Below are 24,313 nucleotides of genomic sequence, written 5' to 3'. Positions count from 1 at the left end.
CACGATTTTCCCATGCTAGGGCAATTGGTTTACGGTGTCAAGTATGTGGTATATTGGGACAATGACAAAGAAAGGCACCACCTCAAAGGCAATATTCAAACGTGCAAGTATGTTCTTTGCAGCCTTTACTATAGGCGTTCTCGCTCTCGAACTTATCCGCCTTCTTACTCCTCACCGCTCGATGCTTACCACATCATTGTGCTTAGTAGTTATCGTCGTTCTGGCACTTACCGGGGCGCTATTTTTGAACAAACGAACGATTCTCTCACGTGTAACCTCCGGGTGCACGCTTCTCATCCTTGGGTTTATCGGACTCACCTTCAGCGGATTTCCCGTCTACCTTCTTCCTCTCGCGCTCGGCGTTTCTTATATCGGATCACTACCCGCCCTTCATCGCCAGCCCCACAATCCTTCCCGGGGTATCCTCTATAGCACCTACATCCTCTTAGCAACCCTCCTCTTCATTTTGGCATTTATTTACGGTACAACGATTCTTGGCAACCTACTCTCACGCGCCAGCCTATAAATACCTCGTACTGCCAAACGGAATTTTCTGTTTCACGAATTTGCCCGTACCTAATGTATCGGCTGAATGGATCGTTCTATCGCCAAAGCGTTGATTGATTGTATCGATCGCGCTGGTTATTTGTTGCTCACGCACGATTTCATCAGCAAAAAGGCTAAGCTGGTCACGCGAATCACTATCTTCGAGCGCAAAGCAACTCACACCAATTTCACGGATCCGCTCTGGGGCCTCGGTAAAAAGCAGCAACGCCTGTGCGTAAATCGCCCCGTTACTGAAAAAGGGTAGGGGAGAAGTACGGCGAGCATGCCAATACCCTCGATCGTATGAACGAGCATAGACGAACACCCCCCTGGCACGTTTTCCCTGCGAGCGTAACTTTCCTCCTACGGATTCACACAAATGATGAAGGCGCTTAAGAATCAATTGCCTCGACAGCGTTTTGTTTTCAAGCACATATTGCCTGCCTACTGTTTTAAGATCATAAGAAACATCGTCGACTTCCCAGCCCCGCAAGCGCTGATGCCACCACTCCCCTACAACGCTCTTAAACACTACTTTTTTAAGCGTCTGGGCATCAGCCTCAAGAAATTGCAACGGCGTGTAGATTCCTACTGCGTTTAACCGATGCTGGTTGCGATAAGCAATTCCTGTGAGATCGGTAAGCTTTAACTTTTCCAGTACCTGATGGATATTATCCGGCGTAATGACATCCAACCCATCAGGCTTATGGAGACTTGCCGCGGTTTTTGCCAAAAAACGATTAGTTGCGATTCCCACATTACAGCGCATCGCACAGCCCACTTCCTCGCGGAGCCGCTGTTTGATCTCATAGCCAATATTAACAAGATCGCGTCCACGAATCGCATCGGTCGTATCCTTAAAGTCGATGATGCCTTCGTCGATACTTTTCATCGTAATATGCGCCGAGTAGCGTTTCATGATATCCATCATTTTGTGATACACATAGCGGTACTTTGCCGGGTCGCTCTCAAGCGCCACTAAATCAGGGGCAAGTTTTTTCGCCTCCTTTACTTTCATCCCTACTGCAACCCCAAGCGCCTTCGCCTCGTAACTGGCGGTAACGATCGACGTATTCTCCGTGCGGCGGTTCACAACCGCCACGGGCCGCCCACGCAACAGAGGGCGAGACTGCTGCTCTACCATTGCAAAACAAGAGTTGAGATCAATATGCATCACGAGAGGACGCGCCGTATTAAACGCTTGCTTCATAGTGATCCGCCTCACGGGTGAGATGCCACGTAAGCCGCTCTGTATCAAACTCCAAGCGGTAATCGGCTCCACCATCCGTCACGTCAAAAACGTGCATCGTCCGGGCACCGTGAAGTGCCGGGTGACGCAAACCCACTTCGGTTATCTCCACTACTCGCCCGCTCTGTCGGCGAAATCGTACCGGCTTACAGAGGTTTTGCCCATCACTAAAAAGCGTGATCACCTCCACCCGTTCGTTCAAAAAAAGTTCGTCATCCATCGTTAAAATCTCCGAATAAATTAATCAGAGAAACGTTATTTCGATTGTTCGCCCGTCTTTTTCGCCCGTTTCTTTAGCGACAAATCCGAAGACGATAGATAGATGATCCGTTCGCGAGGGACGCTTAGCGGTGTATGCCAGTGAGTATCGCGTGGAAGTGATTATAGTATACCACCTTTACACTGAAGCGACCAGGCTTCAGAACAAAGGTGATCCCTTTAACCACGGCTGGCCGCTTGAAAAGGGCAAGTTGCACTACGTAGATTCTTTACCCTGACTCCGCCGTCACTACGAGGCGGAGTCAGGGTAAACAGTAGAACTCCTGAGGGAGAAAATTACAGCGACTTCAGGAGTTGGAGAGCCTGACTCCGGGTGCCGAAGCCCTTGACACGAGTGATGCCGTCCCGTCGGGCCAGCGACTTCAGGTCGGCCCGGCGGAACATGCCGTTCTTGCCGAGCAACGGAAAGTCGACACCAAGATCCGCGCAGAAGGCGCGCAGTTCCCTGCTGGTGTTCAGAAGTTCCCACAGGCGGTGACCCACGGCTCCCTTGAGCTCCTGGTTCAGGGCCTTGTCGACGAGCGTCTGCTCACCGACCGTACCGCGGAAGTTGGCTTCCGCCATCGGCGTGGCGACATCGGCTTCCGGAGATTCCGGCTGCTTGCCCTTACCTTCGGCGGTACGCTTCCTCGCCTCAGTCAACGCTTCGGCCAACGCAGCCTTGCGCTCCTGCTCGTCCCGGGCCGCTTGAGCCTGGTTCTCGGCCGCCTTCCACGCGTCACCCTTGGCGGGCACGGACTTGGGGTTTTTGCTCACGTCGAGCACCTGCCCCAGGGGGTCCGGCGCCATCGCAGGGGTACTGACGTAGACAGTCACCGGTGCGTAGACCACGATCTGGGCACCACCCGCCGTCTTGGCGACGATGTCCTGGATCAGTTTTTCGAACGACATTGTCGCTCCTCTCCTTGTCGAGTTTCTACCGAAAAATATTATATCATATAGCTTAAAATAATCAATGATCGCAAGGTAGGTGCCAACATTCCCGTAGTTGGCGTTGATCAGCTTCCCGCTAGGAGGCCTGACCACGGAGATCACTACTGCGTGATGAAAGTCAGCCAGAGACGGAGAAGAGAGTCGTGAGTCGGCCCGTAGTTCGGAGGCCAGTTGTTCTCATCCTCCATTAACTCGCAGAAGGTCTCGAGATGCTTGAGCTCCACCTCATCGGTGTTCTGCGTCCTGGCGGGCAATTCGCCCATGCTCGATGCGGTCCTCATAAACAGATTCCACGCCTGGCCGACAGCAGTTGGTGTCACGCCATCCACCGCAGCGCCAAACTCGTGGAACTCCTTGCGAGTCACCGTACGAAGCAGCCGTTCGCTCACCTTGACTATGAGCTGCCACTTTTCTTCGCTTACCTGCGCCGGCTTGGACTTCAGCAAGTCAGTGAGCTGAACTCGCGTAACTGATTCGTCGTACGCAGCCGACACGCTGTATGTGGCTTTCTTGATCGTTTGCACGACGGTTCGCCATGCCTGACGCGCCGACCCAGATTCGTAGCCGAACTCAGCCGCCCTTTCGACAAAATCGACTCCACGGAGTCGCCTGCCACCAGGCCGAGTAGTTTTCACCACAATAAACCTCCCTCATTCGTGAAGCTGGTTTCATATATAACTTTAATATAAAATACTTACTAAGTCAATCTCCCTACCTCTGTATTTTATCCTTAAAATCAAGGGGTAGAGTGCCAACATCCCCGTAGTTGGCAACGATCAGCTTCCTTTATCGGGCCTGATCACGGTATGCAGTTATTACAGAGTCTTCTCCCAAGCCATAACGAGCTGTTCGTCCTGACGGGCCTTGTCGTGGCGAGAGCCGCTGGGCATCCCAGCAGCAGCTGACCGCAGTTTACGCACCGTAATGGGCGTACGACGCAGTTCGTTTGTCTGGTTCGGCGGGAACCCTCCTCGCTTGCCATGCAACCTATTCCACGCTACACTCGCCACCTCAACCGGTGCACCAATCTCCTCGCAAAACACGACAAGATCCCGATAGATCAGCTCGTCCGCGTCCGGTCGACGCTCTTGATTTCCTGTCTTCGCGCGATCGGCGGCATTCTCCATCGCCATTTGCCAACCACCTATCAGCTCAGCCTTGCGCGCCAGGTCGTTGATCTGCTGTACGTTCAGACCCTCGATCGCATCAAGCAACCTCGAAACAGCTCCATCACGTTCGGTACTCACACTACCTCCCTTATCAGATAACCGTCTCAGCAGTATACCAAGCTCTGGAAATCACCTCAATAATCTGCTACAATAACTCAAGTTAAATGGCAGCGTAGCTCAGTTGGTTAGAGCGTAGGACTCATAAGCCTAAGGTCACTGGTTCAATCCCAGTCGCTGCTACCAAGTATAGACATTTTCAGTTTTTATGATAAAATATATTCAGCTTTCGTGAGCACACCTGCTCCGAAGGCGTTTTTTGACAAGCAGACATTATTTAACAGTGAGACTTAGTACTTGTAGCTACGAGTATTGAGTCTCACTGTTAACGCAGTTGAGTCACGAGATGAGTCCGAGATGTACACAGGGTTGACCCGTGGAATCTGTGCGACTGCATGGGACATGATCGTCCCCGCCATCGGCACAGCCGCGCAGATGGATGTCACGAACAAGCACGAGGGAACGATCTTCGTGCTCGATCCGACCAAGCTCTTCGTCGGCCAGGAAGCACTCCCCACGGATGCTGTCCTGTACGCCGAAGTCGTGGGCGGAGCGGAAAACGAGAAGTACACCACCATCGCCGAGGCCAAGGCCTACGTGTCCTGGAGGACAGGGCTGCCGAGCCGCGTCGTCCAGCAGCAGGCACCTCACCTGTTCGTGCCTGGCATGACCAAGTGGGGCGGCAGTGTCGTCCGCGACGGTCTCGTCGTCGCATTCGGTGGCGTGCAGGCCGTCTTCGACGAGATGATCTCGGGCTGGATGGCCGATGCCATCATCGCGCTCTGTCGTGACGAGATGACGAAGCCGGACGGCGTGATGGCCGACTCCGGCTCGTTCATCGAGGCGAGTGGCCACCTCTCCCCAGAGGGTGTCCGCCTGATGGGGCGCGCCGGGCTGAACGCCATGGGGTAATCAACTGCGGTGATGGCAGGCAGGGAGTAGTTTGGGAATTTACCCAGGCAGGCTCCTTGCCTGTCTCTCAAACTATTGTCTGCTTGTCATCACCGCTTACGTAGATGTGTGTCTATGCTGATGAGTTCAAAAGGACGAAAAGCACTCAGAATTTTCATGACTAAACTTAGGTTCAATACCTATCGCGCAATACTTAAGATAACATCTCGCTTGGACTGTTCGACAATCCTGCTCATAGCAATCAGTTCATGAAGTATCAGGTTCCATTTCGAGTCGGTCACTTCTGGAGCAGATTACTAAAATAGAACCATAGCAACCAACACTATACGCGAAGTCTCGAATAGGCGCGAAGAATACCCGCTACACCTACAGTGACTAACAGAGCGGCTACACTATATACTGTGACCATATTCTCACCCGTATTAGCTAATTGACCTTCGGAGCCTGAAGGTGTCGTGGGTGATGCCATAGGAGTATCTGGCATCACTTGGAATGCACTAAATTCAGAAGTTCCGTCCGTCGCATTAGTAGCTGTCGCGCTCACAACATGGCCTCCTGGTACGGTAGTATTAAAGGTGACATAGAACGGTGCATTACCGGTGGCGTCAGTCGTAATGTCGGTTGATCCAATCCATGTTTGACCAGGGCCATACCCGCTTGAATCACCGGATTCACTGGTATAAAAATCGAGTGTATACGTTTGATTAGGCATGCCCGCGTAGGTACCTGTTATACGAATTGATCCTTGCTCAACATGCGTAAGCACCGGGTAATTGATCAGATTATTCGCGCCACTCCTCGCCACACCTGCCGGGCCATTGGCAGTCACACCGTCGTTGCCAAGATCAATCCCCGGGCCGCTATTGCCATAAATACTGTTCTTTTGTATCGTAACGCCCGTTGGTGTTCCGGTAAAACCAGCACCAGTCGTTAAAATAGCAATGCCAGGGCCACCCGTCGTACCCGTAATCGTATTCTCTCGAATGATAAAGGGTGTTCGTACGACGTTGGGCGGAAAGCCTGTACCCGTCGTTGTTTTAGCCGCGCCAGCGACGTAGATGCCCGCAACCGCATTATTAACAATCTCATTGTCTTCTATTAAGACACCACTTGAAGCATACATAAAAATGCCGCGTGTACTGTTAGCTATTTTGTTATTACGAATAATTACCCCAGACACTTGAGTAACTGGATCTGTATATGCCCCCGATATGGCGATTGCGGTATCAAGCGCCCCTACGCCATCACCGATTGGCCGAGCCTGAGTACCGGTAGGATCTAGGCCAAAGTAGTTACCTTCAATGATCCAGTCATTCGTACTCCCAGATCCAAAAATCGGTGTATTTGTCGCAATGCCATAGTTAGCAATACTGCCAATAACGTTTCCTTGACCAGGATTAGCACCTCCAATACGGGATGGAAAGGAGAGCGTACCCGAAACACATGGGGCGATACCCGAGATCAGTCCTTTCGCGCTGCCATCGGGCGCTATACCAAGAAAGTTTGACTGCAAAGTGAGGCCACCTAAACACACAAAGCGTCCTCCGCTAGTGACACGATCTGCGCTAAAAGCCGCATAGAGTGGAGTGGAGCGACTGTCAGTAATCGACAGACCTTTTACTACCGAGTTAATGCCTGCCGGATTGAAGATAGAGTTTTGTGTCGCCGGCAAATTTGCACCGTCGATTTGCACTTTTAGAGTAAGCGGGAATTTACTACAGTCACTACCCGGTTGACTACAGCCGTCAATAATGACGGCGTTGGAGCCGTCCAGACCACTCCCCAGCTGAGAACCGTCGGCTGAAGAATACGTTGTCAGCGGTGAAATTACATGAGGGCCAGAACCGGGGATATTGAAGGTAATCGTATCAATACCAGCGTTATTGTTCGCATCAATCAATGCCTGACGGAGTGAACCTGAGCCGCTATTGCTTGTGTTCGTCACTGTAAAAGAAGCCGCATACGCTGGCTGAGAATTACCAAATGTAACAATCGTCGTTACTACCGCTAGAAGAACAAGCAACCGAGAAACTAAGCGTACTTTATTCACTTTAGCATTCACGTGCACTGTATCCACTCGCCCTCCAGTTACAATTATTCACAGTTGATTTTATTTTAGCATAATCAGAATGTTCATCTACTTGACTCTATTTAGCCAGACTGATGAGAAAAACTTGCCACTTTGCTATCCCCGCTACAAATTCAGTTGCTGTCCGTTGGGGAGGCTTTAATGGCGTTTTGCCAAAAATTGCTAAGAGTACAAACCTGCCACTTCACATTGAAATTGATAGCTGAGCTAGGTTCAATCCTTAGCGCGTAATACTACACCCGTTTACCCGTCTGGGCGAATACAACAATACGATGCATTTCTATCAGTTCATGGAGTATTATGTTCCATTTCGATCGCAGCACTCCTACCAAAGGAATATTTCGATCACCCTTCGGGGTGATTTTGTTTATTAACAGATAATAACTAGCCAATTTAACGGTTCCGAAAACAGCCGATCGTCCACGCACATCTGAATTGCGAGCCTGACTACTTCAAGCGCTCGTGCGTTTGAAGGTAGAACGAGCTGCTCTTGCAAATCAGGAGGACTGAGCATCTTGAACGTCCTGATGTCGGACGGGTCGATAATATAGCCAATTACCTACAACATGTTCTGAGCTAACTCTATCCTGTAGTATAACGACTTGGTGCTGTGATATCATAACACTTGCCGTTGCCGCTAATTGTTAGGGGTATTTGTGCAGCCACAGTTGATTGACTCCAAGTATATTGCAAATTTTTTCCGAAACCAAAACCCGCAACTCACCAGCAATCAGGCGCATGGGATCGCGTATGAACTCATACTTAAACTCCGCAATGTCGAGGGCATTGCGTTCATATGCCGACTATGTGAGAAGCGTTATGGCCAATGCCGCTGCGCCCAAAACGGCACGCCTTCCGAAGACGGATGGTCCTACAACACGCATGTGCTGCCATGGCTCTGCATAGTGTCGTCGCTGTTAAGCACACACCCGTCCAGCTTCGTCGATTTTGGAACGGTAACGAAAGCAAGGCTGTTCGCGTTGATTGACTACCTGCACCTACAGTACTGACATACATGGGTTCGCGACAACAAACTACTCTTGTCGCGAACTCATGTAGCTTAAAATACGGTATAAGTCGTTCTTATAGCTACAAATCCGTATATTTCTTGTGATTACCCTTTGCCTTCACAACAGGATACTTCTTGGCGTTCTTGAGCAACTTGCGCTCGCTGGCAGCGACCACATCTATATCCAGATTATTCGCCATGAGAAGTACCCAATAAAGCACGTCGGCAAGCTCGTCTTCTACATCTTCCCTGTTATCTTTAACATGCTGTGCCATTTCTTCGTGATTTTTCCACTGGAAATGCTCCAATACCTCACTCGCCTCTAGACTAAGCGATATAGCTAAATCTTTAGGGTTATGGAACTGGCTCCAATCTCGCTCCTCAACAAACTTGGCGATCTTTTCTTGCAAGCTTTTTATATCGCTCATATTGAGCTTTATTATACCAGGTCCTTACTTAAACTATTTGGCTATCTCAGGAGGCTAGCTCTACCATTGCTCCAATTAAATTCACCAGGTAATTGCAAAATCCATACAAAACCAGTACCATACATTACACCCTACTAGTCGGACAAAGGTGAAGATTGATGTACGAAGTATTGCGCGCCTATCCTTCTCATGTGCATCCAGGACGGGTGACTGTCCGGTTCAAAGATTTCGATGCCCTGGGAAACCGGCACCTTCTGGACATCTCCAACACAGTGGATCTTGAGTTCATGCTGGTCGCCTCCGCTTTCATGATCGCCAAGTACGGCGCGGGGGCGTTCGAACTTCTGTACAACGCTATCCACGAACAAGAGCTGGTTGAGCGACTGAAGGTGGCGTTCGAATACCTCAGAACCAACCCCGAGTGCTCAGAGCTGTGGTCGATCGTGAAGCATCACCAGGAGAAGGTGACGGCCCTCACAGCGCAGTACGCATAGTCCTTTTTGGAGAGGTCTATTGGCTCATAATGAAGTAGGTACCCCCGGCTTTCATAGCGGGGGTTTTCATATGTCCTAAATTATCCTTCTTTAATGAGCTGCACCATTTCCACACTAGGCCTTACATCTCCATAACAGCGAAAGAAAGTAGCGAAGGTTGCTTGGCTCTGCTCTTCCGACCAGCCAATCAAGGCATCAGAAATAAGGGTAACTTTGTATTGTAGCTCGGCAGCATCGCGAGCGGACGCTTCGCAGCATACATTCGTTACAGCGCCAACGATTAAAATCGATTCGACTCCTTCAGCTTGCAACCGTTGATGCAAATCTGACTTTCCTGGAAAAAACGCACTGTGACCTCGTTTTGTTACGCGAATATCATCAGTCCGATACTCCAGCTCGGGCCAAATAGTATCGGACTTGCCTGATTTTCCGTTAGCCTCGTGAAGGTCGGCAAACGCATCACCAAATACCGCCCGAAAATTATCGGTTGCCTTCTCCATAGGTGTCGTTACCCAAGCCATCCGCCCTCCACTACTTCGCAGTGCACTCGCAAGGCTATTTATATTTTCAGAGATGCTCGCTACTTGCACCTCATCATCTCTTCCCGTTCCCATATCAAGATCAATGACGACAAGTGCCGTTTTAGAGAGATTAAGAACAGGGAAAGCGTATAGTCTCTCTCTTCTGCTTACCACTTTATCTACTATTTTCTGGTCGATCCCGCTAGGGTGTTGAATAAGTGGCACATTCTGAGCCATCTGTCTCTCCTTGTTGTTTTTGTTTTAGCCTCTCAAAGCTTAATGCTATTGTAGCACCATATACCCTTTTGCAAGGTGCTACAATAGAGTTAGCTCTTAATTAAGGAGGGGTTATGCAAGAAGACAAGCAAACAACCGAGGTACGAGAGACAAACGAACGCGTAGGCAACACCGATGTGCAACGTGAAACGGTCAAAAAAACGACGACGACACCAGGTGCGATCATTTTCCGCCGAGTGGTGTGGTATATTACCGGTATTATTATCGCGCTTCTGGCGCTCCGCCTCGTGCTCTTACTATTGGCAGCCAACGATACGGCAGCTTTCGTTAGTTTTGTTTACTCACTCAGTGGTATTTTCGCAGCGCCATTCTTTGGCATTTTCAATTACCAACCTACATATGGCCAGTTTACTTTTGAGGTAAGTACTGTTGTTGCCATTGTAGTGTACGCCCTGATCGGCTGGGGTATCGCCAAACTAGCAACCCTCAGCCGACCACAAGACGAAGCTTAGTATTTTTGGAGGACATCCAAGTTCTTAGGCGTCCGTTCCACCATCAGACTTATGCCGCTAACCTGATTCCATGCAATGGTTGAAGAAAATTCATTAGCTGACTCGAGATAGCCAATACTTAAACTGTCACCTAGTTTTATCTTCAAATCTTCCGGACTTGTGTTGGCGTAAATGTTATCAAAACCTGCGAGGGTATATACTTTGTTTTGGTTGTATTGGTCAATAATACTCCTTGGAGTTTGAATAGTGTAAATGACACCCTTGCCTACATCTAACTTTATTAAGTTTGCATCATAACTGACTACTCGTCCTTGAATTTCACGTGGCGTTCGTGGATCTGACATAGATGGTAGCCCTCCACCATACGTCACTACAAGTGTCGTATGGTTAATACCATTGCTTTTCAAACATGTGCGCTCAGGATTACCATCGCATGCGGCACGAACGTTCACATACGACTGATACTCCAGGCTGTAATACTGCGCCGGCAGTGGCAGTTTAAAGATAACTACTCCGCTTGCGTCCTTAGACTCTTGCGCAACTCCCATATCTCCAAAAGTAGCAGGGACAAAATAGACAATCGCGTCACCGACTTTCAAAGTGTCCCGTGGAATGACCTTGTTTTCTTCCACCACGCGAGCATCCTCAGCAAGCAGTCGCTCGCCACGATGTTCAAGCACGAGTGTATTCCCTTTGATTTCTTTTACTATATCTGCGGTATTAAGCCCCGGCATAAGTCGCGTGTATGTTCGGGCAAAGTTGCCCATCTTTTCTACCGATTGAGCATCGTTTTGAATCCACGAAGTCAGCGTGTCCATATCACACTTAGCTTGCAAAACCTTCGCACCATCTTCAGCCGAGAGGTTACTTCCTCGTTTCAATTCGTACGTCGTTCCTTCTTTCTTTTGTTCATCACAGCTATTAAATTTGACGCTGAGCTGTTTTCGACCAAATTCGTTGGTGCTTGATTCATCAACTTTCACATGTGAAAGATTTGAAATCGTTTGCACTACAGCATAAGTCGTTCCTGTAACAAAAAGCAGCGCGCCAATAGCAATGGCAATAATCGCTATTTTTGGTAAGTGACGTAATTTCATAAACAGTGTCTCCTTTTTAGTAACACTCGTTTTACGAATTGCGGAAGAAAATATTTCGCTGGAGGTAATGCTGGTCATTACCCTGTCGGTAAATAATACATTAGCATTTTGGCTGTCATCGGGACGAGCCGCAGCAATATAGGTATCTATTATAGTTTTCATACAAGCTTCTCCTTCAACTGAGCTTTTGCCCGGCTTATCCAGGTTCCCACCGTATTTATAGATGTATTGTGCAATTCAGCGATTTCTTTGTAACTTTTACCTTCCCAAAAATAAGCCTTTATTATTTGTGAATAGAGCGGTGGCTCAAGTGTTTCGACCGCTTGGCGGATTGCCACGACGTCGTTTTGCTCAAGCGCCCGTAGCTGGATGGTGTCAACATACTCCTCCACATTCTCAATATGTACTTTCCGCTTGTTTTTGCGCAAATGATCGATACAAAGATTCGTTGCTATTCTATACAGCCACGTTGAGAATCTAGCCTTATCCTTGGAAAATGCCGCCAGATTATTGTAGGCTTTTATAAATGCCTCCTGGGCGACATCTTCACCATCCTCGCGATCTTTTAAAAGATTTTCGCAGTGAATAATGAGACCCGTTTGATACCGCTCAACAAGTATTCTGTATTGGTTAGCATCTCCTTTTATGATCGCCGAGATGCATTTATTTTCATCTATCATACCCTTTATACGAAGAAAGAAGCGAATATATTTCGCGGAGGGCTAAGAGTTTATGCCTTCTGGTAAAACTCCGATAATCGCCGATACGCTTGAGTTCTAAAAGCAAATAGCACAACAACAAGCATAAGAAGGCTTGCCACAACAAATACCAGTGCAATACCTCGAGCCTGACCATCCCCAAGCAGCCAGCCAAGCGTCTGCTTCCCCTGCAACGACTGCATGTAGGGAATGATAGCAAATTGAGCTATTGGTGCCACGATAAAAGCGGTGATAGGCGAACTTGCCGACTCGATAGCCTGTGCCAAGCCAAACACTCGGCCTTGACGCTTCAAAGGAACGACGCGCTGAATGATGGTCTGCTCTGCCGCCTCTGCAATAGGCATGAGGCACATGAAAAGGAGTATACCCACCCCATACAACAACCACCATTCACGAATAGTAAACAAACCGCCTAATATCGCTACTCCTATATTTACAAGAAGCATTGTTCTTAGTGGGTTCTTACCAAGACCCTTTTTGGCAACAACCGTCCCACCAATGATAAAGCCGATACTCGTCACTCCCAACACGACGCCCCATATCTCTACTGGGAAGAGTGTGAGTCCGTATGGATCCATAAGAGCCATAAACACACCGCCTACCAGGTTATTGAATGTCGAGAATACGATAAGCCAGGCAAGGCCAGGTACGGCGCGGATTGCCGCGATACTCCCCTTTAAGTCAATCTTTTTATTTTCTAGTTCCGGGTCATGCACGATTTCTTTCTCAGGGATCTTTACGAATAGAATGTGAATTGCCGCGACGGCCGTAAGAAAAATAGCGATTCCCAATGTCCACCCCATGCCCAAAAAACCGATGGAAAGTCCCGAAAAGACGCTTGTTACCATAAAGGCAACGCCTTGTACTGTTCCGACCATGCCGTTGGCTTTATCGTGATCGTCCTTTGGTACCAACAGCGTCACTACCGTGCTAAGTGCGATGTTGCGCATATTTTCAATCACGCCACCAATGAGGATAATCATCGTGAATAACCAAAAGACCGGCCCGGTCCAATCGAGTAGCTGACTCTTGTCGAAATAGAGATATACCAGGCTGGCGATCACAAAGCACACGAGCGTAAAGATCGACGAAAATGCCATAACACGCTTCTTTTTATTGTGGTCGACGATCGTACCAAAGATAATACTGAAAATTGCTATTAAGAGCATATATGCACCGCCGATAATACCCGTAGCTAGGACTGACTTAGTCTCAAGGTATACCCAAAACGTCAATGCAAACCAAAGATAACTGGTTGTAACATTGGCGATAAGTGTATTAAAGAGGACCTGATAAAAATGTTTCATTTCACCATTCTAACAGATTACGGCACTATTCCCGAAAGAAGCGTAGAAAGAGTATGCCGTTATTGGACATGAAAAAAGCCCTACTCATAGGCTCGCAATTTCAAGCAGGCCATATTTTCGGGTTACCAGAGGGGCGAAAAGTATAACTCTCCGCCCCTCTGGTCTTCAGAAGGTCACATGCCCCTCTTGAAGAAGGACGACGCCTCGCCGACGATCTTCTCGATCATGTCGGGATCGACGTTGAGCGTCGTCAGCAGGAGCGGCACGTCGATCGAGCTGGTGAGCGCCATGGCCAGCATGGGAAGCATGCCCTTGAGGCTCTCCACGTTGACCGCGTCTCTCACCAGGTTCGACGCCAGTTCGTTGTGTTTCGCACGCATCGGTGCGAGCACCGCGGAGGCGTAGTTGTTCACGGCGTCCTGGTTGGCGGCCGTCGGTTCCACGAGCGTCCGGATGCGCAGCTCGTTGAGCTTGATCGTCATCTCGAGGTACTCGTTGCGCACCTCCAGGTAATCCGCGAGCTTGCGCCGCTTCTCCGGGTCCAGTGAATCGAACGAGCCACTGAGCTCAAACACTATAGTCACCCCTTCAGGTGTTAGGTGTCTCCACGAGGGAGCTAATCGATATAATAAAACAAATAATAAATAAATGCAATAGCAGCTACCCCAGAGCTGCCATAAGGATCGCTGCTATAGGCGGCAGAAGCAGATTATCCAACCCCTTTGAGCTTACCGCCTCTACACATGTCAAAATAATCGCAATTATAATTACACTCTCTTGCGGCGTCATCACCCAACCAATACCCACACAAACGAGAAAAAATACTCCACTTCCCAAATAACTTTTCTGTGCTCTTCCCAAACTATATGTCGCGCGGCCATAAAAAGTGCCGAGCAATCCCGCTAATCCGTCCGCTAAAGCCATCACCAAGACACCATACATATAAAGGATATTCTGAGGAAAAATTAACGCCATGCCTCCAATCACAATCGGAAAAAACAGTTCACCATAGCTACGGCGTGTCACATCATGAATAGAGGTAAACACGTGCAACTTCCGAGAAATCATCATCACGATTAAAAATACACCGGCCAATAAGGCTATCGAGGGATATGGCAGCACGAGCGGCAGAAAAGCTGCGCTGATGCCAGCGAGTATGTGAGCTAACTTACGAGATACCTCGGTCACGACGGCAGTCTTTCTCGCTATGTACTCAATCCCAATAAAGAGTGTCAGAAAATAAAAGGCCGTAATGAGGAAGACAATCACGTAACGATCTCCTTAAAGTCCTGCCGAACGTACTCTTCGATTTTCGCACTAAGCCCCTCAAGATCCTCCTTATTTTCTATTATCCTGTCGGCAACACTTCTTCCCAAGGCTATTTCCTTTTTATACATTACCAGCCGTTCGCCCTGTTCCTCGCCCTGTTCTTCGCGCCGCCGAAGCCGCTTGGCTACGCGCTCAAAACTATCTTCAATCTGATAGATACGGTAATTACTATAGTGTTTTCGAAGAAGGGAGACGAGCGACGCTCGAAGTAACAAAACAGGAACAACCGTATCTGACTTAAATTCAATTTTGGGCAGACCGTACCTGTAAGGCAATCCGAACATTCGTACTTCTTCCAAGAAAAAACCTGCCTTGCTACGACGCTCGAATTCTTCTTCGCTAACAAAGATATGGTCAACTCGCTCATCCTCTTCGCCAGGTCGCAAAGAGCGTGTTGTCCAAGAGGGAATAGGGTGAAGAACCTTCCGTCTGCTCAGAGCCTTGACGGCACTCGTCTTTCCTACGCCTGAAGGGCCTATAATAACTAAGAATTCTTTCTCGCTCATACGACTTTCTTTTTACCAAAGTAAAATGACTCCGGATGCTTCACATAATCCCAAACCATCCAGGCATAAAGCAATACCAAACTGGCATAAAAAATGACTATATCCGATGTCGCTGCACCGCTTGCCTCTAACACTAGCGTACCAAGAAGTGCAAAAGATATCCCATTTCCCACCCTCGCGCTATATCCCACAGAGAGTAGTTCGTGAAGCTCGCTCCGTGATCTATACAATCTATACTCAATGACCAGAAGGCACACTGCAAAGCCTCCAACTACCACCTGTAAATAAGGCCTATTCACCGCCATCATTAAAAGGATACTTCCTACAGCGACAGCTGTACTGCTCAACATGCATACTGCCGTTTTTCCATACTTTAAGATTAAGGTAGGTTTTCCAGCTAGCGCATCGCCTTTTCTGTCTCGAAAATCTTTAAGGCTAATGCGCGCCAAAAAGAGAAAATAAAACGCGCTCAAGTACAGCCAATTAAACTGTAATTCTGCCGCAAATACAACTGCAAATCCGGCAAGATACGCAACAAGAACATAACAAAGCGCCAAATAAAACGGCGTAAGGATAGGGCGATGTGATATCCGTAGAGGACGAAGAGAATACGCTGCATTAAGCACCAATCCCAGTAATACGACTATCACCGCAATGGGGTTAATCAGGAGTGCCAAGCTTATCGCAACCATCGCCGCAATAATGCCAAGAATGATTAAATCTTTTCTGCTTCCCTCGCCGGTTACTAGCGGTCGATCAGCATGACCCTTCAAATTAACCCTATCTATTTTCCAATCTGCAAGATCGTTAATACAAGTAGCGCACGCGTACACCAACACCAAAGCCACAGCCATAATAAGCGTCTGCCATTTGAAAACATGGGAGATCACCGGATCGTGTATCAGCGAGCTTAGTGTCATAAACAACACCAAAACAAGTGCCGACTTATAGCGGATCATATGAAAAAGAAGGCGAAGATACCTCATTTTCCGCTTGGCGAGATCGTTTTAAATGGCCACAGGGCAAGAAGAACGCCCATAAATATCACCCATAGTACGTGATACACCAAAATAAGCGACAAGCCGATCCAAAAGGTAACCGCCAAAATAGTCGCATCTTTTGCCTCGATAGCTTTGTTTGAGGCATGCTGGAGATATTTTAATGAAAGTACGATCGTCATTACCGTCATCAAGACCAAAACAATCCCTCCACCCGCCAGTGCATAATTCACATAATCCACCGGCCCACCAAGGAAGAACAATGGAAATAGCAAAATAGCACCAGCTCCCGATGCCAGCACTGCAATAAGACCCAGGAGAATAAGTATAGTTACCATGGCCATGCTCTTTGGCTCTTCCATCATGAGCTCTTTATTCTCAAGCACAGCCGCTACTCTTTTACGGTGATAGCTATATGTAGACATAAGTATAGCGGCATACACAATAAATAACACGATTGCTATAGTAAAATACCCACCCGTACTGTTTGGATCAAATCCACCGGGTTTAAGAGTAAAAACTTGAGAGTAAAGCGCTTCTGGAATAAGGATGAATTTCGTGATTATCATACACGAGCTGAATAGCACGCCCAATATCAACCACCCCCGCGTGAGACCGATAAGCTTAGCTGCATAGGTAAGAAAAAGCGAACTGAATAGTATAATCCCTACTCCTACAATGACAAGCTGCCACGTAGCGGGCTGGGTCGCCCCAGTATTGTGAGTAAGCAGCGGCGTCAATTGGACCACTCCATAACTTGCTAAAGATAACAAAATAAGAGGAAGTAACAATTCCGTAGAGAAGAAATTTTTTTGGAGAATTGTTTTGTTTGTTCCACCAGGCTTCATAGCCACAGTATAGCAAATAAAACTTTTGGCATGGAAAAACCAGCATTACCGTAGCTGGTATTGGTCGGCTTCTCGCAGTGAGCCCGATCACGGATCTTCGTTGCTACTTGCCTTGCTGCGACTGGAGGGATTTCAGCCAGTCACGCAGCAGCTTGTCATACGCCGGCTTGAACGCTATAGGCCAGTTGTCCCTGTCCTCCATGCGTCCGCAAAACAGTTCGAGCTGTTCGATAAGGGGCTGCTCCTCCGACAAACCACTCATCGCTCGACGAAACTCATGCCACGCTGATGTAATCGTTCCGGGGTGCACGTCGGGTGCGAACTTCCTCAGATTCTCCCGGGTTACCTCTTCGTCATGATCGGGGAGAGGTGAAGGGTCGTCCAGCAGACTCTGATAGACAAACCTGTATACCTTAAGCAAAACCAGGCTTACCCCTTTGGCGCCTTCCGCCATAGACGGAGTAAAACTCAGAATGGTCTCCAGAGGGATCGTGCAGTCTGTCAGGACGTAATCTCGCAGCTCGTAGCCTCCCCGGTGTTCCGCGAGCCATTTCCACATCACCGTCACGTTGCGGGGGTTGAAATCTCTGGCTTTGGCCCGCTCCTTGAATTCTTCAAACCCGATTTCCCTGTTCACGATTTCTCCTCATCGTAGCAGTACAAAAAGTAGCATCGTCATCATAGCATAGCTAACTTGACCAATACAACATACCATGTTAAAACTATAATGTTGTAGTCGTCGGATTGATTGGAGGTTCTTCTTTCGTGAGTGACATTCGTTACGTAGCGCAATTCATCGACGAACCGGCTATTGGCCGAGGGCTCGAGACTCTCGAGGCCAAGGGGAGTGGTAAGGAGGCGCGGGACGAATTCTGCGACCGGCTTCTCGACTACCTCGAGAACAACCAGCTCGACCCGCACGACATGGGTACGATCGTCACCAAAAGCGAGTACTATGCCGGATGCCTCGTGCTGCCGAGCTACGAAGACGAGGTGGTCGGCAGCGTCAATGTCGTGTACAGGGTCCACGGTGAGACCATCGCGATCTACATGATCCAGGTGGCCAAGAAGAAGGAGAAGTAATGCCCGAAAGGTTCAGAAGGCGCCGTTGGCACCGATTGGATGAGCAAGCATCCCACACCGGCTCTTCGCCGAACTCCAGCACGGATAACCTCGATTCGGCGCGCGCCACCATGAGCTCGAACGAGCTTGTGAGGAGCATGTACGAAGAGGCTCAGAAAAAGGCCGAAGGCTTGGAGGCAATGGCGCAAGTGGCTGTCACGCTAACCAAGCGCGGGGTCGTCAATCACGCGGAGATCCTGACCAGCCTCACAACACCCGGCCTCACTGAGCAATACGGCGTCGAATTCACCATGCAGGCCGACAACACCTTTTATTTCCAGAAGGTATAACGCCCCGACACCAAAAAGGAAAGTAGAGCCCCGCTCCTTCCCGCTAGAGTCGGGGTTTTACTTTTCTTGACCAATGTTTGCAATGATGGTATTATTTTCAAGCCAGATACGTTCGACGAATGAGAGAGATTATGTACTCCGGTAATGGTGATCCCGGCATCGTGCGCGACCAGATGTGGGAATCCAAGAACGGCATGGATTCGCGGCAGGCGAAAGTGGTCGGCATCGACTACGACACGGGCATGATCAAGCTCGAGTGGCGCCCCGCCGACATCACCCATCCCTACTACGAGCTTCCCCTCACCGACTTCGTGCAGCGCTTCCGCCGCGTCGAAGAGGTCACCCCGCTGACCGCCGCGTAGTTCGTCACGTCTGGATAGCCTACTCACACATGGCGTGCGGGTAGGCTATCTTTAATTAAAGGATTCCGAGCTCTTGACCCTGCTTCAATTTACCAACTAATGCATTGTGGATTTTCTGCTGATATACGGCGTCTTCAAGAGCGTTATGCGTAAAGTCACCCTCGGGCACAATCTCGGCAGGCAAGTTGCCCTTGGCCGTCTTTCGCCAATCATAGTCGCGCGATAGGTGATTCGCCAGACTTTTAATACAATAGCCCGCAATGCCAAACGGATTCTTCAGCTCCGCTTCGCGCATGGCAAGATCCACCCAAGGAAAATCAAAGCTTGCATTGAATGCCGAAAATACCGGGCGATTTTTCTCATACGTGTTCGTCACATCACCTACCCAATCACGCAATTCACGCATCGCTTCATCCGGGTTCCGTCCCTCGTCCATAAGACGAGTGCGCTCCAGATTATGCGCCTCACAAAACTCACGGTTACTCTTTATAAACCGCTCGCTCGACGGTTTTAGCTCGCTATAATATGTTTCACCCCACGGACTCACCGCCCCTACACTTAACAGCGATCCGTACCCGGGAACCCCATCCGCTTCCACATCCACATCAAAATAAAGTTGTGGTGCCGCTTTAATTATTTCTTGTCCTCTTCTCGCAAGTTGTTCATGATTTGCCATAGTCTAGGCTCCTTTCGTTATTTCGGAGCCTATTATGGTATGCCCGCTTGCAATAGTCAGTAAAATATTTTTTACTAAATGGTGTCGATGCGAATCACCTCTCTGGCGGCCACGGTTTCGCTTTGTACTTTTTGCATAAAGAGGGGAACGAACTGACTCTTCGCAAACAGTTCGCTGTCTGCCCGAATTGCCTCTATAGGTACCCAGTGGAACTCAAAACGAGGATCCCGAGGAGGCAGTACCCCGGTATCCGCCTCGCCTCTAAAGATGTGCGAGAGGCTATGGTGCGTAAATCCGTCCCTATGGGTAGCGATAGTCTCTACTACAGCAAGAAACTCTAAAGAAATAGTACTTTCTCCCCACCACTCGGTGACAATACGAGCAGCATTATCATCGGCAGAAAAGCCCAGCTTATGCAGCCCGCCCGGTAGCATATAGTCGTTGAGGAGCTCTTTAAGCTGGCCTGTACGGGAGCTAAGAAGTACTTCATTGTCCCTAGTAATCACAAACTGGATAAGTGGTCGTGGTGTCGGCTTGGTATACCACATATCCGAGGTCATAGTATTTACCCACCGCGCACCATTGGGTGTAAGGTAAAACCCTTTGTCCGTCTTTTCTAACATTCCACGGGCAATGAGTTTGTTCGCGTGATACATAAACAAGCTATTCTCGATTCCATCATCCTTCAGCTCACTAAAACGAAGCGGCGTATCTGAAGCGGCCAACTTAGAAAGCATCACTCCTTGCAAGTAATGATCGATATGCATTCGATTAGTTTTATTCATGTACACTTATCATACCTGGTTTTGACTTAGCAATAAAAAAGTGGGATTATAGATTTAACTTTGGTGGGAAAGTTCACCTACGAGCCATGTGAGGAGTAGATCATGCTTGAACGGTTGCCTCGTGGCACCCGTCTCTACAAAGGCTGGCAGGTACCGAGGAGGGACTTTTTCACTCCTCGGTTTCACCCCCGTACATCCTTCTTTATTAATTAAATGTTAAATGAAGATTAAAATTTAATAGTAATTTAATATTTAGACCTTATTATAAGAAGAGTTAGAATTATTTCTTACTGAGAGCTAAAGGTACTAACGATGAAAATATTGCTTATCGAAGACAATCTTCGCTTGGCCGAACGAATAAAATACTACCTCGGAAAGAGCTTCGTTGTTGATACGGCCTCAACAGGCCAAGAAGGCAAAACCAAAGCCTTATCTTCGTCGTACGCTGTTATATTACTCGACCTCAATCTTCCGGATATCCATGGACGTGAAATATGCCAAGAACTCCGCAAAGCCCAAATAACTACCCCTATCCTTATTATTTCAGGGATAAAGGACAGCAATAGTCGTGTCACTCTCCTCGACTACGGTGCTGATGATTTCCTGGTTAAACCGTTTGACCCACGCGAGCTTACCGCCCGGATTCATGCTTTATTCCGACGGCATCAGTACGGATACAACCACCATATACTTAAAGTCAAGGACCTCACCATCGATATAAATCGGCGCCAAGTCCAGCGAGCCGGTCAGCCCATTTCGCTGCGTCGTAAGGAATTTGATATCCTTGAATATCTTGTCAGCAACCGGGGTCGTGCCGTCACTCGCAATATGATTCTTGACCACGCGTGGGACACCACGAAAGAAAGCTGGCATAATACAATAGACGTCCATATTAAATATCTGAGAGACAAAATTGACAAACCATTTGATTCACCTCTTATCAAAACGGCATATGGGGTTGGATACATGGTAGATGATTCTAACTAGAAAGGGGAGGCACATGGAAGAAACAGTATATGCAATTCTTACTGACACAGATGCCCGCGACGCGGAAAGTATAGAGCAGCGTTTATCGCAAGAGCTCACAGTCGGTGCGCCTTGGTTTGATTGAAACGGTCCGCCAACGACTAGGTAAAAGATGAGACGACAAAAGAGACACACATCAGCACGAGGCCCTTATTCCCCGTCGCCATCAAATGCAATGGATCCCTCAAGCGAATACAGGACCGTTTTTGAGACGTTGCTTATCGGATCTTTCGTTTTGATTGCGGTCGTATCACTTCTTCTTGTTGTTAGCTATTTCGCATTTCACAACAACTATGTCCTCAGTCGGATCTTCTTGTGTGTTGTGGGGCTTATTTATCTTGGTATTGGGTATATGGTCTGGATTCGAAATCGCCGGGCAGCTGCCTCAAAAATCCTGATTTCATTTTATTTTTTTATCTCCGTCATCGTTTTACTCGGCTGGGGGCTCAACACTTCGTTCGGGCTGCTTATCTTTGCCATCACTATCATCCTGGCAGGAATTTTACTCGGAGCGCGTCATACACTGTATGCTGCCGTTTGCGCTATTATCTCTATCTTTGCAATCCAAACGTTTATTACGCTACACCACACCGCACTGTTCTCTAATACTGTTAACCCGTCCCACTTTGGAGATGCAGCCGCATATAGTACACTCCTTGGCATACTTGCACTTATCTCCTGGCTGTTCGGGCGACAAACCGAATACCTCTTTCTCAAAAGCAGGCGTGCCGAGCAAGCACTTCTTAACGAAAAGAAACTCCTAGAGATTCGTGTACGCGAACGGACGCGTCAGTTGCAAAAAGCTCAGCTGGAGGAGATGGAACAGCTGTATCAATTCGCGGAAATGGGCCAACTAAGCGCAGCCTTGCTTCATGATTTAGCCAATCACCTCTCTGTGCTTAACTTCGATATTGCCGACCTCAAAAAGCAACAACACAGCCAAACCGTTCATCACGTTGAAGAAAGTATCTCTTACCTTGATCATGCCGTCAGTGAGGTGCGCAAACAATTACAAGGTAAAAATGAGGCTCACCACTTCGATGCCGTCGCTTGCCTTGAAGAGAGTATTAAAATTCTCGCACCAAAGACTGCCGAAGCGCGTGCCGATATCACTCTCATCTCACCAAAAAACCACCCCCCTCTTTATGGTGATCCGCTTCGACTCAATCATATCGTTGGAATCCTTATCCGCAATGCGATTGAGGCCTACCCCAAAACAGCAAAAGAAAAGCCTATATCCGTACTCGTTGAAGTAGTTGGGCAGAAACTTCTTATTACGGTGCGCGATAAAGGCGTGGGCATTACCCCTACTCAGCGCAAGAAGCTTTTTTCACCACTTCAAAGTAGCAAAAAAGATGGACTCGGCATCGGACTTTTTATAGCAAAAAAGATTACCGAAACCCATTTCAAAGGAAATCTCGCCCTTGCCGACACCACAGACTCGACAGATTTTGTTATCGAGCTTCCTCTCGCCCACTCATGAGTACACGCACGATAGATTGGATAGGGAAGAGCCCGCTTCATGAGGTCTGTGTACAAATCGCAGACACTTCCCTAACCACCGGCACAAAACCCGACGGAGCAACGATGGCACGGCTTATCAAGCGACTCATCGCCGCCGAAACGGCACCGGGCGGTCCGTACCGAAATGCTCACGGAGAGCCCGATCTCCTCACTAATATTGCCGTCGGCTACCTGTTTGTTTACCTTCATATACCACTGCCGGGCGTAACGCTATTCATCAACGCGCGACGGGCAGGGAAGCAGAGCAGAGAAGTGACAGAGCTACTAAGAAAATACGACGCTGCCCTACTCTTACGGCAACCCTTTCAAAAGACCTCGACGCCCCTTGCCGATACTGTTTTTTCTACCGTCACCGCTCAGATTACACAGTTCGACGAGCCGCTTCGTTCGCTTGCCTTACAGTTTCTTCAGCGCATTAAAAAGGCGGATACGCACTTCGAAATCCCTCTCTTTGCCAGCCATTTCTCAAGCACGTTAGCAGCGACACCGTCTAACCTGCCGCTTACCCTACTAGGAGAAGCTAATGTATATTGCTGGATGGCGTATACCATTTACGACCACCTCCTTGACGAGCAATCAGGCGTCGAAGGCTTGCCTGTCGCTAACTGCGCCCACCGCTTAGCGCTTACAAGATACCATTCGCTTTTCCCTTCTGATCACCCTTTTTCAAAATTAGTCACCTCGACCTTTGACGATATGGATATAGCAAATTCATGGGAGCTGGCAAATTGTCAATTTATACAAGACGGCAACTCAATTATCATCCCCTCTCTTCCTCGCTATCACCGGTTCCAAGGCCTTGCCCGCCGTTCTTTTGGCCATGCGCTCGGACCAATGGCCCTCACATATCTCTGCCATCAAACAGCCCCTTCACGTCACTTAATTGAAAAAGGCATCAGGCATTATCTTATCGCCCGGCAACTGACAGACGATATTTATGACTGGCAAGAAGATATACGCAAGGGAAGCGGTAGTGCGGTTGTCACCTATATCTTGCGCCACGCCCGGATACGCCCTGGCACTTATGAAATAAATTCTTTGGTTGCGCATATGCAAGAAGACTTCTGGCTATATTCCATGGAAGCAACGAATACCTTGATTAAAGAGCATATTCAACTCTCAAGGAAGTACCTCCTTAAGAGTGGTTGCTTTTTGCCACACGGGCCCCTTTTTGACTTGCTCGAAAGGCTAACCTCTACCGCCAATCAATCCGTACGTACCCATGCCGACTACAAACAGTTTATCTCTACCTACCGCAAATCATCATAATGAAGAAGGCGAGCACTCAC

Annotated in this window: 29 protein-coding genes and 1 tRNA gene; 11 read left to right on the top strand and 19 right to left on the bottom strand. The window is 48.5% G+C overall.

Annotation, left to right across the window (positions count from 1 at the left end; translation table 11 throughout):
- Positions 1 to 61 precede the first annotated feature (61 nt).
- Complete coding sequence (locus tag VFH06_01810; GenBank protein HET6746821.1) at positions 62 to 526, top strand: hypothetical protein; 465 nt, start codon at positions 62 to 64, stop codon at positions 524 to 526.
- On the opposite strand, the gene VFH06_01805 is transcribed toward VFH06_01810, so the two are convergent.
- The 5 genes from VFH06_01805 to VFH06_01785 form a co-directional block, all read right to left on the bottom strand.
- Positions 521 to 1,756 carry a hypothetical protein gene (locus VFH06_01805; GenBank protein HET6746820.1) on the bottom strand — a complete coding sequence of 412 codons (1,236 nt, stop codon included), beginning with the start codon at positions 1,754 to 1,756 and terminating at the stop codon, positions 521 to 523. The two genes, VFH06_01810 and VFH06_01805, sit on opposite strands and share 6 nt — an antisense overlap.
- Positions 1,740 to 2,015, bottom strand: coding sequence for a hypothetical protein (locus tag VFH06_01800; GenBank protein HET6746819.1), 276 nt, complete (start codon positions 2,013 to 2,015; stop codon positions 1,740 to 1,742). Before VFH06_01800 ends, VFH06_01805 begins: the two co-directional genes overlap by 17 nt.
- A 335-nt stretch (positions 2,016 to 2,350) precedes the next feature.
- Positions 2,351 to 2,965 carry a hypothetical protein gene (locus VFH06_01795; GenBank protein HET6746818.1) on the bottom strand — a complete coding sequence of 205 codons (615 nt, stop codon included), beginning with the start codon at positions 2,963 to 2,965 and terminating at the stop codon, positions 2,351 to 2,353.
- Positions 2,966 to 3,108: 143 nt separating this feature from the next.
- Positions 3,109 to 3,645 carry a hypothetical protein gene (locus VFH06_01790; protein ID HET6746817.1) on the bottom strand — a complete coding sequence of 179 codons (537 nt, stop codon included), beginning with the start codon at positions 3,643 to 3,645 and terminating at the stop codon, positions 3,109 to 3,111.
- A 177-nt stretch (positions 3,646 to 3,822) separates the two neighbouring features.
- A complete protein-coding gene (locus tag VFH06_01785) occupies positions 3,823 to 4,254 on the bottom strand; it encodes a hypothetical protein (GenBank protein ID HET6746816.1) in 432 nt (143 codons plus the stop codon).
- Between the two features lie 88 nt (positions 4,255 to 4,342).
- Between VFH06_01785 and VFH06_01780 the strand changes: the two genes are divergently transcribed.
- Together VFH06_01780 and VFH06_01775 are read left to right on the top strand one after the other, a co-directional pair.
- A tRNA-Met gene (locus VFH06_01780) sits at positions 4,343 to 4,419 on the top strand.
- 216 nt (positions 4,420 to 4,635) lie between these two features.
- The gene (locus VFH06_01775) at positions 4,636 to 5,145 is read left to right on the top strand and encodes a hypothetical protein (GenBank protein ID HET6746815.1); all 510 of its coding nucleotides are present in this window, start codon (positions 4,636 to 4,638) and stop codon (positions 5,143 to 5,145) included.
- A 322-nt stretch (positions 5,146 to 5,467) separates the two neighbouring features.
- Here VFH06_01775 and VFH06_01770 read toward each other — a convergent pair whose 3' ends face one another.
- Together VFH06_01770 and VFH06_01765 are read right to left on the bottom strand one after the other, a co-directional pair.
- Positions 5,468 to 7,222 carry a right-handed parallel beta-helix repeat-containing protein gene (locus VFH06_01770; protein HET6746814.1) on the bottom strand — a complete coding sequence of 585 codons (1,755 nt, stop codon included), beginning with the start codon at positions 7,220 to 7,222 and terminating at the stop codon, positions 5,468 to 5,470.
- 1,101 nt (positions 7,223 to 8,323) lie between these two features.
- The gene (locus tag VFH06_01765) at positions 8,324 to 8,671 is read right to left on the bottom strand and encodes a nucleotide pyrophosphohydrolase (protein ID HET6746813.1); all 348 of its coding nucleotides are present in this window, start codon (positions 8,669 to 8,671) and stop codon (positions 8,324 to 8,326) included.
- A 158-nt stretch (positions 8,672 to 8,829) separates the two neighbouring features.
- On the opposite strand from VFH06_01765, the gene VFH06_01760 reads away from it, so the two are divergent.
- A complete protein-coding gene (locus tag VFH06_01760; protein ID HET6746812.1) occupies positions 8,830 to 9,165 on the top strand; it encodes a hypothetical protein in 336 nt (111 codons plus the stop codon).
- 80 nt (positions 9,166 to 9,245) lie between these two features.
- Here the strand turns inward: VFH06_01760 and VFH06_01755 are convergent, their stop codons facing one another.
- Positions 9,246 to 9,923: a cysteine hydrolase gene (locus VFH06_01755; GenBank protein HET6746811.1), complete on the bottom strand. Its 678-nt coding sequence runs from the start codon at positions 9,921 to 9,923 to the stop codon at positions 9,246 to 9,248.
- A 113-nt stretch (positions 9,924 to 10,036) separates the two neighbouring features.
- Between VFH06_01755 and VFH06_01750 the strand changes: the two genes are divergently transcribed.
- Positions 10,037 to 10,435, top strand: a complete 399-nt coding sequence (locus tag VFH06_01750; protein HET6746810.1) for a hypothetical protein — start codon at positions 10,037 to 10,039, stop codon at positions 10,433 to 10,435.
- Here VFH06_01750 and VFH06_01745 read toward each other — a convergent pair.
- The 9 genes from VFH06_01745 to VFH06_01705 form a co-directional block, all read right to left on the bottom strand.
- Complete coding sequence (locus VFH06_01745) at positions 10,432 to 11,694, bottom strand: hypothetical protein (protein ID HET6746809.1); 1,263 nt, start codon at positions 11,692 to 11,694, stop codon at positions 10,432 to 10,434. The two genes, VFH06_01750 and VFH06_01745, sit on opposite strands and share 4 nt — an antisense overlap.
- Positions 11,691 to 12,212 carry an RNA polymerase sigma factor gene (locus VFH06_01740; protein HET6746808.1) on the bottom strand — a complete coding sequence of 174 codons (522 nt, stop codon included), beginning with the start codon at positions 12,210 to 12,212 and terminating at the stop codon, positions 11,691 to 11,693. The genes VFH06_01745 and VFH06_01740 overlap by 4 nt, the downstream gene beginning before the upstream one ends.
- Before the next feature lie 50 nt (positions 12,213 to 12,262).
- A complete protein-coding gene (locus VFH06_01735) occupies positions 12,263 to 13,558 on the bottom strand; it encodes an MFS transporter (GenBank protein HET6746807.1) in 1,296 nt (431 codons plus the stop codon).
- 173 nt (positions 13,559 to 13,731) lie between these two features.
- A complete protein-coding gene (locus VFH06_01730; GenBank protein ID HET6746806.1) occupies positions 13,732 to 14,133 on the bottom strand; it encodes a hypothetical protein in 402 nt (133 codons plus the stop codon).
- 85 nt (positions 14,134 to 14,218) lie between these two features.
- Positions 14,219 to 14,827: a hypothetical protein gene (locus tag VFH06_01725; protein ID HET6746805.1), complete on the bottom strand. Its 609-nt coding sequence runs from the start codon at positions 14,825 to 14,827 to the stop codon at positions 14,219 to 14,221.
- Complete coding sequence (locus VFH06_01720; protein ID HET6746804.1) at positions 14,824 to 15,393, bottom strand: hypothetical protein; 570 nt, start codon at positions 15,391 to 15,393, stop codon at positions 14,824 to 14,826. Before VFH06_01720 ends, VFH06_01725 begins: the two co-directional genes overlap by 4 nt.
- Entirely contained in the window at positions 15,390 to 16,379 is a 990-nt protein-coding gene (locus VFH06_01715) for a UbiA prenyltransferase family protein (GenBank protein HET6746803.1), read from the bottom strand. Before VFH06_01715 ends, VFH06_01720 begins: the two co-directional genes overlap by 4 nt.
- Entirely contained in the window at positions 16,376 to 17,239 is an 864-nt protein-coding gene (locus VFH06_01710; protein ID HET6746802.1) for a hypothetical protein, read from the bottom strand. The genes VFH06_01715 and VFH06_01710 overlap by 4 nt, the downstream gene beginning before the upstream one ends.
- A 103-nt stretch (positions 17,240 to 17,342) precedes the next feature.
- Positions 17,343 to 17,876 carry a hypothetical protein gene (locus VFH06_01705; GenBank protein ID HET6746801.1) on the bottom strand — a complete coding sequence of 178 codons (534 nt, stop codon included), beginning with the start codon at positions 17,874 to 17,876 and terminating at the stop codon, positions 17,343 to 17,345.
- Between the two features lie 107 nt (positions 17,877 to 17,983).
- On the opposite strand from VFH06_01705, the gene VFH06_01700 reads away from it, so the two are divergent.
- From VFH06_01700 to VFH06_01690, 3 genes are all read left to right on the top strand, one after another.
- Entirely contained in the window at positions 17,984 to 18,322 is a 339-nt protein-coding gene (locus VFH06_01700; GenBank protein HET6746800.1) for a hypothetical protein, read from the top strand.
- Positions 18,322 to 18,651 (top strand): hypothetical protein, encoded by a 330-nt coding sequence (locus tag VFH06_01695; GenBank protein HET6746799.1) that lies wholly within the window; start codon positions 18,322 to 18,324, stop codon positions 18,649 to 18,651. Before VFH06_01700 ends, VFH06_01695 begins: the two co-directional genes overlap by 1 nt.
- 131 nt (positions 18,652 to 18,782) lie before the next feature.
- A complete protein-coding gene (locus VFH06_01690) occupies positions 18,783 to 19,013 on the top strand; it encodes a hypothetical protein (protein ID HET6746798.1) in 231 nt (76 codons plus the stop codon).
- 55 nt (positions 19,014 to 19,068) lie between these two features.
- On the opposite strand, the gene VFH06_01685 is transcribed toward VFH06_01690, so the two are convergent.
- Positions 19,069 to 19,689 carry a 3'-5' exoribonuclease gene (locus tag VFH06_01685; protein HET6746797.1) on the bottom strand — a complete coding sequence of 207 codons (621 nt, stop codon included), beginning with the start codon at positions 19,687 to 19,689 and terminating at the stop codon, positions 19,069 to 19,071.
- 74 nt (positions 19,690 to 19,763) lie between these two features.
- Positions 19,764 to 20,474 carry an NUDIX domain-containing protein gene (locus VFH06_01680; protein ID HET6746796.1) on the bottom strand — a complete coding sequence of 237 codons (711 nt, stop codon included), beginning with the start codon at positions 20,472 to 20,474 and terminating at the stop codon, positions 19,764 to 19,766.
- Between the two features lie 312 nt (positions 20,475 to 20,786).
- Here VFH06_01680 and VFH06_01675 point away from each other — a divergent pair, with 312 nt between their 5' ends.
- The 3 genes from VFH06_01675 (at position 20,787) to VFH06_01665 (ending at position 24,293) form a co-directional block, all read left to right on the top strand.
- A complete protein-coding gene (locus VFH06_01675; protein ID HET6746795.1) occupies positions 20,787 to 21,461 on the top strand; it encodes a response regulator transcription factor in 675 nt (224 codons plus the stop codon).
- Between the two features lie 151 nt (positions 21,462 to 21,612).
- Positions 21,613 to 22,983, top strand: a complete 1,371-nt coding sequence (locus tag VFH06_01670) for an ATP-binding protein (GenBank protein ID HET6746794.1) — start codon at positions 21,613 to 21,615, stop codon at positions 22,981 to 22,983.
- Complete coding sequence (locus tag VFH06_01665; protein ID HET6746793.1) at positions 22,980 to 24,293, top strand: class 1 isoprenoid biosynthesis enzyme; 1,314 nt, start codon at positions 22,980 to 22,982, stop codon at positions 24,291 to 24,293. The genes VFH06_01670 and VFH06_01665 overlap by 4 nt, the downstream gene beginning before the upstream one ends.
- Positions 24,294 to 24,313: the final 20 nt, after the last annotated feature.

This window comes from Candidatus Saccharimonadales bacterium (assembly GCA_035697325.1).
Classification (GTDB): domain Bacteria; phylum Patescibacteriota; class Saccharimonadia; order Saccharimonadales; family Saccharimonadaceae; genus JALRBM01.
This window is presented reverse-complemented; position numbering and strand designations above follow the sequence as displayed.